The organism is Ruminococcus sp. AM42-11, assembly GCF_003480145.1.
Classification (GTDB): domain Bacteria; phylum Bacillota; class Clostridia; order Lachnospirales; family Lachnospiraceae; genus Blautia_A; species Blautia_A faecis.
Window position 1 is genome coordinate 237,794 of the sequence record NZ_QUIO01000001.1, and the last position, 12,238, is coordinate 250,031.

Genomic DNA, 12,238 nt, shown 5'->3' on the forward strand with positions numbered 1-12,238 from the left:
TCTTTGCTCCTCATATCCGTAACTGAGCCCTCATAATAATTTCTATTTTCATATGCTTTAATATTACACAGGCTTTTTGAAAGCAAAATTCTATCAGCAGTACAATATCTTCCGTATACAAAAATAAAGTTTTATCAACATTTCTTCACTGGAATTTTCATTTCTACACTCGCACATCCTTCTGTCATAAAACGTACTATAGCTTCTCCCTCTTCATAACTAGCACGTATTGCTGCCTGTACACGTCCTTCAAATGTGGGAATTGTCTTCTGCTGATATGTTCCTTGAAAATAAGGATCTGCGTTTCCATACCCTTGAACAACACCTACTCCTTGCGCTTCAATCCTTATATCTTTTTTTGCCTGCATATTTACAATGCCGTTTTTATCGCATAATTCCACCGTGATAAATGCTATATCAGATCCATTTGGACGAAGCTCTGTTATATTACTGCTTATTTCCAGATTCACTTTCTCTTCCGCTGTATGAATTTCATCTGTTAAAATAAACTCTTGAGATTTATTACCTATATAATATGCTTTCACCAGTATTGTTCCAGGTTCATATGTAACCTCATATTTAGCTGTAAAGCGTTTTTTCTCACCAGTCTGTTTTTTTCCTTGTGATTTACCATTAATAAATAGCTCCACTTCATCAGATGCAGAGTACACATCCACGATAATCGTTTTTCCTTCGTAACCCTTCCAAGTCCAGCTTGGAATGCTGTCTTCAAATGCCCATTTACTTTTCTGTTGTTTTATTCCAAAATGAGCCGGATCTTCTACCGCTATATAAGGAGCCTTTCGAATGCCATAAACAATTTCTCTGAAATAACTAACAGGGCGGCGTTTACCAGTAATATCAATATCACCTGACCAAGAAGTTCTTCCAATTATCTCCTTCTCACCTTCAAATTTTATGGTACCAAGCCCAGCTTCTCCCAAATAATCATAACCAGTCCAGGTCATATCACCAATTACATGATTGTTTCTCTTTACAATTTCCCAAAGCTCTGGGATATCACATGGAAATGTTTCCGATCCAAGTACTACCCTGTGAGACTTACGTTCACGATCCATTTCATGACGAAGTGTTAGATAATTGTAGCCGGCAACATCCAAACAGCCCATAAATGCATCAATTCGTTCTGTCATAATTGGATGTACTTCCATACTGGCAATCATTTTTTCATCCCCTATATCCATCATTTCACCCATCATATCGTTAAGATTTTTATTTTCTCGTACGGCCTTCTCCTTGATATCTTTAGAAATTGTTTGCTCATAATCGATACCAGCAAGCCACCCGTTAAACCCACAAGTCACATAACGTGTAGAATCAATACTTCTGATTTTTCTTGCAATCATACGGTTTATTTCTACGCCTTTTGGCGTTCCAACTTCCTGAATTTCATTTCCTGTACTGTAAAGGATCACTGATGGATGGTTATAATCTTTTACTACCATTTTTTCCACATCGTTTTCCCAGTCCATATCGAAATATGTAGCATAATCGTTCATATTCTTTGACCATGTCCACATGTCGGAGAATTCATCCATAACAAGCATTCCATATTTATCACAGGCATCCAACATCGCCTTGCTCAGAGGATGGTGGGAGCTTCTAATACAATTGAATCCCGCTTCTTTTAACAAACAACATCTTCGCTCCTCAGCCATTTCTAAAGTACAAGCTCCAATGATACCATTATCATGATGAATACAAGCTCCACGAAGTTTCACTTGTTTTCCATTAATACGAAGCCCATGTATACTATCCATCTGAAGCTTCCGGACTCCAAACTTCACTTCCGCTTGTTCAATAAATTTTCTGTCACTTTCCAATGTAAGACGGCAAGTGTACAGATACGGATTATCACTATCCCATAATTGGGGATTCACAATACCAATTCTTTGGTAATGGCTCTGTTCTGTCTGCCCATAAATTGTGGAACAGCTCGATTCTTCTGTTACTACAAATCCATCTCTATCCAAAATTTCTGTTTTTATTGTAATTTTATGATTTAATTTATCCTCACTTTTTACAGTTGACTGTACCAGTACTAAAGCCATATCTTTTTCTACATCTGGTGTTGAAATTTTAATACCGTCAATGGCAAAATGTATCTGCTCATCTTCATATAGCCAAACATTACGATAAAGTCCCGTTCCTGTATACCATCTGCTGTTCAGTTCTTCATTATTTACAAGAACCTCCACCCGGTTTTTCTTTCCATATAACAAATGCTTGTCCAGATTTACATAAAAATTTGAATAACCATAATGGCAGCAGCCACATAATTATTGTTAAGATATACTCGACTGTTCATATAAGAGCCTTCAAATTCCAGATTAATGATTTTATCTTTCCATTCTTCCGGTGCTGTGAAGTCTTTTGTATATCGGTAATAACCCCCTGGAAAATATGCTGTTTGGGTATTATTTCTGCTATTTATATCTGTGCTTTCCTCAATCATAGCATCATGAGGGAGGTTAATGGATTTTCCTTCCGGAAAACCATTAATCTGCTGTCCAAGGATTTTTCCGTCAATTTTGCTAACTTTCCAGCTTTGATTAAACTTTGTTTTTTTCATTCATTAATACTCCTTTTTGAAACAAGCCCATTAGTGCATGTGATCTGCAAGGCCCATCTTCGGACTAGATACAGGAAAATATTTCATTTGCTATTATTTTAATCTCATATTTTTTCCCAGGTTTCTTTGATCCATTTCACAGATTTTCTTATTCCATCAGACATAATCTCTGCGGGATATCCATATAATTCTGCAATAAATCCACCATCATATCCCAGTTTCTTAAGCCTTGACATAATCTCTTTAATATGTATAAAACCATCTCCTACGGGAACCGAACAGACTCTTTCTCCATCGGCACAAACTACAACTGGGTACTCTACAATATATTTGTCGCCACTTTTATCTTTTCCACAAAGACTATTTTCAACGTAAGTAACCTCTCTCTCATAACATCTGTCTTTCAAATGAACCGTACAGATTTTTTCTTTAAATATTTCGAATGCTTTCAGTTCATCATCATGAAACATTACAAAATTCCCTGTATCAAAACTCAATTTTAATCCTGGTACATTCTCTAAAAATTCTGCTACTCCTGAAACTCTACAGTATGGAGCAGTAAGTCCATCAAAATCCTCTATTGAAACAGCTACCCCCTGTTTTTTCCCATACTGAACGGCTCTTTTTAGTCCTGTCCACATATTTTGTTTGATTTGTTTTTCCCTTGCTATATCTTCCTCCGTTATAAAACCTGGCACAAACAATACATTCTGAGCTTTTACTTTCACTGCCAGATCAATCATATTTTTATAGCTGTCATCCATTGGAAAATGATCAAAGTAAAAAAATCCATACACCCCTTCTACTCCCAACTCCAATTCCTGTAACATTTTCAGAACTGATTTCTCCTTGTCATTTCTCAACGTTTCATAAGAAATATATACTTTTTCCATTCCTTCCCGCTTCAATTGCGCCAAAACATTTTCATATCCAAATGTTCAAAATTCACAGCATCCAGAATATTCTCATAAAAAGCAGAAATTTTCATATATTCTATTTCACCTCACAATAATTAATTATTTCATCCCATAATCCTTTAGCTGTAATGCCTCCCCTGTATACTACATTAATTCAATTAAATTTCCATCCTACAACGTCGTACACTTCGCCAGTACTGCAATTCCTTCCTTACCAGGAAGCTTCAACTTCACATTTCCACTTACACCAGTCATAACTTTACTGCGTGACATTTCCCATACATCCAGAACTTCAATGTCGTAACTATGATTTTCCGGTAATTCCAGTTCTCCTTCAGCGGTACAATGTCTTCCATAATATGCAAGATAAGCATCCTCTCCACAATGTCCGGTGTAAATGCGGGTATCCTTTTTCAGATTTCGTACAATTTCAACTGCGCGCTCGGCCGGGAGACGAAGAACTGCCCGAATAAAATCGTCCTGTGGAATCTCCGCTTTACCATTTTTCACTGCCAGCAAAAGCTCTGGTGTTACAAAAGAACTGGGAACCGGTTCCAATGCCGCTGGCAATTCTTCCAAAATTTCACGAAGAAATCCAATTCTTGCAGGAGACTCTCCTACCAGTCTGCCACCTTTTCCCCACCAAAGAGTATCTGTATCATTCATATAAGTTTCTCCGTGTGTCCCATAACCACCCATCACACAGCACAACCAGAAACGGTGCACTTCCTCAAAGGCAGAAAGATTTCCCCAGTGACAAAAAATATTTCCCTCATAACCAAATTCATCCATCAGAGCCGGTTTGCCATACTGCTTCATCAGGTTTTCCACTTCAGTTACATCCCCCTGTACAGAACAGTGTGTCACATTCTCACAGCTATAATCATAAGGTTCCAGCATATAATGACAGCTGAGCATATGTCCGTAAACATCAGTCTGGCTGATATAATTTTCAATGCTTTTCCAGTCTTCTTTTGAAAAAGCATTCATACAGTCGTATTCATTTGCAAGGCTCCACCACACATTGGGATAAGCTGCCAGACGCGCCAGCAAGTAATGCAGATACGGCAGATACTGTTCCTTCGTCATCTTGGAAAAGCCCCACCAATCATACGGATGAAACAGAATCAGATCAACCTGGATCTCGTGTTCGTCAAAAATCTGAAGCATTTCATCCATTGCATTCCAGAATTTCATGCATGGCTGTTGGAAATCAAAGCTTCCATCTCCTTTTCTCTCAAATGCAAAATATTCTGGTTCGTTCTCATTGAATACATAATGTTTCGGAAAGACGCAGGTACGGATTTTATTAAATGGAGAGTGCAGCATAGTATCAATAGTCTGCTCAATTACTTCTTTGGGCTGATGCATCATGGCATAAACAGTAGTTCCAAAAGTACGGCAGATCGTACCGTCTTCATATTGCATGGCAGTTCCATTGGGTTTTACTACACCATGGTGAATTCCATCTGTACATGGAACACATTCTTCTTTTCCTTCTGCCGAAAAAAGACCGGTTACCTTCCATTCCACAAGTCCATTTTCCTGTGGCAGATAACGCACTTCATACTGTCCATCTCCTGCATAAAATCCATATACTTTTTTCATTTTTCCATTACAGGTGAATTCTGCAGTCAGATCAATTTCTGACCAGGACCCCTGTGGCTGTTTTCCATTAAATTTTAAGGTGAATATTTCGAACTGTTTCATTTTCATTCTCCTTTATCTCTATACTTTTTCCTCTAAACATTTTGTTATAGTACTACAACACCGGTATACCAAGAATTTCTCTTCAGCATACCGGTGTATATACCATTAATTTCTAAAACTACGTTTCTATTATATTAAGTTAACTTACCTTTTTCAGTTCTACTCCACCACAACTCTTACTCTGTCAATATTTCTCACCTGAGTAAATACATCCGCCGTATTTCCTTCTCTCTGGGATCTTATCCTTACAACAGCGAAATAAGTGCCCTTTTCTGAAAAACTATGATTTGTTTGGGCAATACCCTTTCTTCCGTCCTCTGACAGCTGAAATGCTCCCTTGTATGGAAAATCCGTTTCTCCTTCAAAACTCCATTCCACAGATGTCAGGAAACCTGCACCTTCCGGAACTTCTGCTTCGGCTGTGAAAGTAACACTTTCCCCAGCTTTTACATGTGCACATTTCCTTCCATTTGCAAAAAAGTGTACAACCGGCTGGATTCCCCCGCGTTCTGCTGTATTCTCCCCCATTTCCACGTGGCCTACCTTTACCTGATAATTGCTGGATGCCAGTGGAGCTTTATTCTTCTCTACCCATGCCGCCAGATCAATCAGTGTCTGCCATAATCCGGACAAATAGGTAGTTGCATGAAGCTCATCAACAGAGTCTCTCTGGTCATCATGAAGTACATTATCAAAATACCATAATCTGCAATAATCACTGTCGTTTCCATTATGTACAGAATCAACCTTTCTTCTATACCAATCAGCCTGCCATGGATATGCCTGTTCATCCATAATGGAAGCCACGATAATAATCTTACCCTGTATCAGTCCATTCTGCTCACATCCAGGTCCGTTTCCACAGAAAACAGGTCCCAATAACATTTTTTGCTGTGGATATAATGGCTCACCATTTTCATCACGAAACTGATCCCAGGCATGGTAATCTGCGGATGGAATCTGATGTCTGTGATACGTCTGAATTGCAATATAATCAGAATTATCCAAATGTACACTATCACCATTTTCTGCCATAGTCAGAGTTTCCTGAATTGGATCCATTCCGAATCCTTCGATAATATAAACTTTCTGCCTTTCAATTCGTCCAATCTGCAGCTTACGTCCTTGGGCCTTTCCATCTATAAACTCCAGTACTGCTCCTTTCAGATAAAGGTCTTCATTCTGTGGAAGCTGATCCAGTTCCAACCAAGGTTCTTCCTCTGTACTCTCATCACTAATCATCTTTTTCCACGCATCATTTACTCCGTTTCTATTATCATTTTTTCCCTGAGTCTGTTCTTTTTTACTAGGAACAAAAAGGAAATGAATCTTCGTATCTATACAAATACGATCTTTTGCAGCATTTCCCTCTGGATCAGCGCCCAGATATCCAGGAACCTTCCAGTAATCTTCGAAATAAGAAGGATCCATTACTTTCACCCCGGGAGCAAGAACTGGAAGGGAGCCGTCATTAAGATCTGCACTAGCAAACCAACTTTTTAATGGATAGCCAAACAATGTAACTTCCTTTAAAGCCTTTTTCTCTTCCTCATTTAATCCTTCATACGGATTTCCGCTTCCACCTGCATCCACAGCATCAATAATCTGTTGAATCTTGTGTCTGAGAATTCTTTCCGCATAAGCTCTTGTAGTTTGGCAATTGGGAATTGCATAAGGAGAACCAATCACATAGGGTGCCGCTCCATCAAATGCATTCGTATTCTCAATGCAGGCAATGGTACGATAACCACCACCGCTTCCTCCGTAGACATATCCATATGGGCGATGCTCATAGCCATAGATTTTGTGCTATTTTCGCGAAAATTCGGCACAAGCTGCGCTGGAACGGTAAGTCATGGTGTTATCTTCTGTATTGGTAAACACAGCGCCAGAGCCCATATTGGACTCCACATAATAAGCGCCATGAGTAATGCAAAAGGCAATCTTATCATTTTCCCCATCTTTATCCAGAGATGCAAGTTCCTCCTCTGGTCCTGGAAATGGGGACAAATACTGATAAAATCTGCCCTCATAGGCTTCCTTTTCCGGGAAGCAGAGAGAAAATCTTACTGCTGTCCCGGTAAATCCACCATGCATGTAGCGATATGGCATCTCTGTTCCATTTTCCATTTTGCGCACACGTTTTTCATTAATATCAATGTATCCATCCTGAAACTGGGGATCTGTTTTCGCGTCATAAATCATTCTCATTGTCTCCGCCTCCCCAATTATTCCTGAATATCAGACTGGACATTTCCTGCTGCTGCCCTTCTTGCTTCATTGTCTGCTTTGATTTGTGACATAATCTTATCAAGTGTATACAATTTCAATGAAAATGCAGTCAATACATAAAGGACCATGGGCACAAGACTATAAAGCATACGAATCATAGTAACTACACTATCTGACATATTTTCGGCGCTTCCAGTATAGCCAGCCAGAGATAATAAAACACCAAGCGCTCCAGTTCCAAGTGCAGCACCAACTTTACCACCAAAATTATTAATGCTGCTCATAGTACCTTCCATTCTCGGAATTCCTTTCCATTCATTGAAATCAGCACATTCGATAATTACAAGTGAAATCAGCATACTTACAGGGATTGTTCCAGCACCGGTAAACACAGCCCCCACCATTAGAAGCACCATGTTCGAACCAGCAAAAAAGTTAATCAGATATCCTAATGCAGATACCAAAAATCCTACAAACATCAGTTTCACAGTGGAAAATCTGGAAATAAGCTTTGGGAAAACAAAGGCCAACGGAATCGCAACTATCTGCGCAATGTAAGTAGCACCCATAAGACCTACATTCCCAACTACGTATGTAAAATAATATACGTTTACACCCATATTGCACACAAAGTTAAATATAAGTGACATTAGCGCAATAAGAAGAATATATTTGTCTATTTTTACGACAGTAAGAATATCCTTTACTTTTAATTTTTCTCCCTAACGTGTAGTCACATCTACGTCATATTTTTCTTTTACAAAGAGCATACGCAGAATACCGATTGCTGCCATAGGCACGGCAAACATCAGAATCAGTCTGCTCCAGCCAGAAGCGGATGTTGCAATCTTTCCCATCAGAGTCGGAAATGTGACATTAAATGCAACAGCTGCCAGCATAGTTACAACACTTCCATAAGAAGTCAGCTTTACGACCTGTTTTTCATTGTATGCACGCACCTTATAAGGTGTCTCATTTGCATTTAAAAATGTATAGCATACAGACTGAGCCAATGTGTACATAATGAAAATCCATACACATTTCATAGTAGTGCTAAGTGATTCTGGACAGGAGAATAACAGCCAAGTACAAATCCACAAGCCAACAATAAAAATTTCATAAGGTCTTGCTTTTCCCCACTTCGTTTCTGTACGATCAACAATAAATCCTGCTACCATATCGGTAACACCATCAAAAACCTTACTTGCTAACAAAATGAGACTGACTGCTGCTGCCGGAATTTTCAAAGTATCTGTGGCATAGATCATCAGATAGCCTAGCATTAGCACCACAACAGAGTGAGACACGGCACGACTCTGCCAGAGCATTAAACCACCGAATCCAATCTTATCATCCTTATTCTTTTTTACATCCTTTACCTTTTCCATTTGTTTCTCCTTTCTTTTGCTCCACACTTCCGCTTTTTTAAGGTAAATTCAGTATAGTACAATGCTTTTAAAATGCACGTGTCTGTTTTCGTTATTGATTACACTTTTTCGCTCTTTTTTGCATTAAAGAAGAATTTGGATACTCAAACGCCGATTTTTATCCCTTCCTTCCTGCGTTCTCTCGGAACTCCGCCGGGGACATTCCAGTTATTTCACGGAATACCTTACTAAAATAATTCCGGGTTCCAAAATGAAGGGAATCGCTGATGTCCTGTATACTTTTCGTAGTAGTAATCAGTACAATTTTTGCATACTCAATGCGTGTCTGTTTTATGTAATCCGTCACTTTGATTCCCATTTCTTTACTGAATTTCTTTGTAAAATAATATGTAGTATAGCCCAGTTCCTTTGCAATGGATTCCACTGTAAGAGAACTTAATACATTAGCTCTGATATAATCGCAGCACTCCTGGATTGCTTTAGAAATCAGAGGTGTCTCCTGCCCTTCCCGAACACGTTTTACATATTCATCCAGCATATTTCCCGCAATATTTTTCAGCTCGGTAATGGTTTTACATTTCTCAATCTCACCAGATATGCGTAGCTCAATTTCCTTTGCTGCATGAACAGATATGCCGCCGTCCATTGCCGCACGGCTACATAATGCATTGAAAACAAGCTGAGTGTTTTTCCAGTCACGAAGAGCATCTCCTGTCATACTGATAAATCCACTGTTGTAGTTACTCTCTCTTTCCAGAATTTCCTCATAAGCAGGGTTCCCATCACGTATTGCCTGGAGAATCATTTTTTCTCCTCTTAGTATCCGTTCCGGATTCATTTCCGGCTGCCCTGTCTGCACCTTGTCCTCTTGTTCCAGGATATTGTTTCCTGAATTCTGCTCTCCATAATAGAGAAAATCCGATGTTTGAATTTTCTCTGAGGTAAGTGTAAAATGCAGCATTTTTCCATATTGATTTAAGGATGTCAATGGAATCACTGGCACATTTGCCAAAGTTCGCATCATCTGTCGCTGCATATGTATAGAGGACACTCGTTCCCGAAGTGCCTTTTCAATATGTTTCACGGAAGTCTGGCTAAGAAACATTGGACCAAGAATAATCAGCATTGCAGGCTTATTTTCCAGATATGCATATTCGCTCATCCAGACCAGCCCTAAAGGATCGCTAATGATAAAAGGACGGTGCATATCCTCTTTATGTTCTTCCATGATTTCCAGGCATTTACCCAGTTTCAAAAAGCCTAGAAATTCCTTTTCCATAATGCATGTAGAATACATCAGACTTTCACTGGAAACAAAGCACCAGGTTCCCAGATTAGCTGCAGCATTCACCTGACCTGCAAAAATACGGATTCGTATAGGCACAGCATACTCTTCCAGATTATCCATTCCTTCTATATATCCCATAGACTTCTTCTCCTTATTTCTTATGGATCATTCATCTTTGTCATATATTATAGATAACCTGAAACTCTTTTTCAAATTATTTTTCCACTATTTTCTCCTGAAATCTTCTTTATAACATCTCATACACAGCAGTTCCATATGCTTCTATGCAAATTTTCCGCACACAATTTTACTATCATATAACAGTTTCATACGCGTTTTTAACAATATTTCCTGCGTTGAACCTGTATAATCCTGAATTATTCACGGAACAGTATCTGAACTGATAACTGCACCATGAATAATTCAGGTTAAGTCTATCCAGTGTTTTATATTTTTCTTTTACAAAATTACGAAAAGCTATCGAATCTGATTCCGAATAAAATTCATCTATTCCGCAATTTAGCTCATTATCAATCTGCCAGCCCACAATAGCCGGATGTTTTCCATAATGTTCTGCTAATTTCTCAACGATTCGAGCTGATAATTCCCTATACTTTTTTGAGTTATAATTATACTGTCTTCTGGATCCATGGCAATATACCACACCATCCTGACGGCAATTCAGCACTTCCGGATATTTTTCTGTAAGCCAGGCTGGAGAAGTAGCTGTTGGTGTTCCAAATATTACTTTCATTTTTCCGATTTACATAACTCAAGGAACTCATCCCAGAAAGTGAATATAAAGTTTCCTTCTTCCGGTTCCACTTTATTCCAGGCAAATTCTGCTATACGTATTACAGAAATTCCTACTGCTTTCATTCTCCGCAAGTCATCCTGCCATAATTTTTTATCCCACTGTTCCGGATAATAACAGGTTCCCATTGTCATTTCATTCCATTGAAAATTTTGGTGTTTTCTCATTATTTAAATTCCTCTATCTTCCATTCATCTTTCCAGTCCAGATAAGCCATCTCCCCCTCAAAACGAAATGGCAGCCAGACATAGTCAGCAATGGAAGTATTACGTTTGCTGTCATCCCCGAATTTTTTCGCCAGGTCAATAGCTGGACCTTCGTAATCTTCATTGAATATCTGTTCAAAACCCTTGGCATATTCTTCGTATTTGTAATCCATATGGTCTGGAACCCAGCGGTCAGCCATTGCAATATACAGGTCTTTTTTTCCTTCTACTTTGAATACACAGGATATCTGTGAGTAGTAAGAGGTATGGCTTTCATCCTGCGGATGAGGATTTCCAAGTACTTTGTAAGGACCATGCCAGGTATCTGCGATTGCCACTTCAGATGGGTTCGGCAGATACCCACTGGTTCCTGATGTGATCAGATAGTGCTTTCCTTTTCTCACAAAATGAGAGGTTGCCTCTCTGACAAACGGCGGATATTTGTTTGGAAAATGAGTGGTATAATAGCCGGTCACATCTGTGTAATCTTCCGTCAGATCCGCACAGATTGTCTCGCTGTGTACACGTTCGAAATAATAATATGCTTTCCCATCCGGTGCCACTGCAAGGTCGAAATCCCCGGCACTCATATTCAGTGGACGAAATCCTTCTCTTACTTTTTTATAAGGTCCCAGAATATGGTCTGCAGTGAGAATTGTCTCGCTCTGAGTGCCATCCTTGTTCATTATTTTCAGCCAGCACACAAATTTTCCAGTGCCTTTGTTATAGATGATATGCGGTCTGTCCATCATGGATGTTGGATGAAGTGATGAGTCTGGATCAGCTGTTTCCGGCGGAATAATCAGGCCTTTATCTTCCCAGTTATACAGATCCTTTGAGGTGTAACAGCGTACGCCCCAGTGCCAGATATTATCTTTTCCAGTTGTCTTCTCTTTGTTTTCCCCATACCAGTAATAAGTTCCATCCAGGTACATGACGCTCCCGCCATGTGCCTGAATCCGCTTTCCTTCTGTATCCAGCCATATCTGGCCGGGTTTAATTGAATTGTACATGTCATTTTCCTCTCTCATCACATATCTATGATATTAGTGTCAAAAAATCTTTTGACACTAACTCGATACCACAGATT

At 39.2% G+C, this 12,238-nt stretch carries 10 protein-coding genes and 1 pseudogene; all 11 read right to left on the reverse strand.

The genetic code is table 11. The features are described from left to right. Nucleotides 1-134: 134 nt before the first annotated feature. The 11 genes and pseudogenes from DW904_RS01045 to DW904_RS01085 all read right to left on the reverse strand — a co-directional run bounded on the left by DW904_RS01045 (nucleotide 135) and on the right by DW904_RS01085 (nucleotide 12,161). Nucleotides 135-2,219 (reverse strand): glycoside hydrolase family 2 TIM barrel-domain containing protein, encoded by a 2,085-nt coding sequence (locus DW904_RS01045; RefSeq protein WP_147422276.1) that lies wholly within the window; start codon nucleotides 2,217-2,219, stop codon nucleotides 135-137. 38 nt (nucleotides 2,220-2,257) lie between these two features. Next, nucleotides 2,258-2,593, reverse strand: coding sequence for a sugar-binding domain-containing protein (locus DW904_RS01050; protein WP_118577708.1), 336 nt, complete (start codon nucleotides 2,591-2,593; stop codon nucleotides 2,258-2,260). Between the two features lie 104 nt (nucleotides 2,594-2,697). Then, on the reverse strand, nucleotides 2,698-3,486 hold the full coding sequence (locus DW904_RS01055; protein ID WP_118577709.1) for a TIM barrel protein: 789 nt from the start codon (nucleotides 3,484-3,486) through the stop codon (nucleotides 2,698-2,700). 195 nt (nucleotides 3,487-3,681) lie between these two features. Beyond that, entirely contained in the window at nucleotides 3,682-5,220 is a 1,539-nt protein-coding gene (locus DW904_RS01060; RefSeq protein ID WP_202187646.1) for a DUF5060 domain-containing protein, read from the reverse strand. 159 nt (nucleotides 5,221-5,379) lie between these two features. Next, complete coding sequence (locus tag DW904_RS01065; RefSeq protein ID WP_243110241.1) at nucleotides 5,380-6,909, reverse strand: hypothetical protein; 1,530 nt, start codon at nucleotides 6,907-6,909, stop codon at nucleotides 5,380-5,382. Between the two features lie 120 nt (nucleotides 6,910-7,029). After that, the gene (locus tag DW904_RS23395; RefSeq protein ID WP_243110242.1) at nucleotides 7,030-7,431 is read right to left on the reverse strand and encodes a hypothetical protein; all 402 of its coding nucleotides are present in this window, start codon (nucleotides 7,429-7,431) and stop codon (nucleotides 7,030-7,032) included. Between the two features lie 17 nt (nucleotides 7,432-7,448). Then, nucleotides 7,449-8,840: pseudogene (locus tag DW904_RS01070) on the reverse strand (MFS transporter). A gap of 157 nt (nucleotides 8,841-8,997) precedes the next feature. After that, the gene (locus DW904_RS01075; protein ID WP_118577711.1) at nucleotides 8,998-10,266 is read right to left on the reverse strand and encodes a helix-turn-helix transcriptional regulator; all 1,269 of its coding nucleotides are present in this window, start codon (nucleotides 10,264-10,266) and stop codon (nucleotides 8,998-9,000) included. Nucleotides 10,267-10,441: 175 nt separating this feature from the next. Further along, nucleotides 10,442-10,882 (reverse strand): beta-galactosidase, encoded by a 441-nt coding sequence (locus tag DW904_RS24800; protein WP_347561976.1) that lies wholly within the window; start codon nucleotides 10,880-10,882, stop codon nucleotides 10,442-10,444. Further along, nucleotides 10,879-11,109 carry a beta-galactosidase gene (locus DW904_RS24805; protein WP_347561977.1) on the reverse strand — a complete coding sequence of 77 codons (231 nt, stop codon included), beginning with the start codon at nucleotides 11,107-11,109 and terminating at the stop codon, nucleotides 10,879-10,881. Before DW904_RS24805 ends, DW904_RS24800 begins: the two co-directional genes overlap by 4 nt. Further along, on the reverse strand, nucleotides 11,109-12,161 hold the full coding sequence (locus DW904_RS01085; protein WP_118577712.1) for a family 43 glycosylhydrolase: 1,053 nt from the start codon (nucleotides 12,159-12,161) through the stop codon (nucleotides 11,109-11,111). The genes DW904_RS24805 and DW904_RS01085 overlap by 1 nt, the downstream gene beginning before the upstream one ends. Nucleotides 12,162-12,238: the final 77 nt, after the last annotated feature.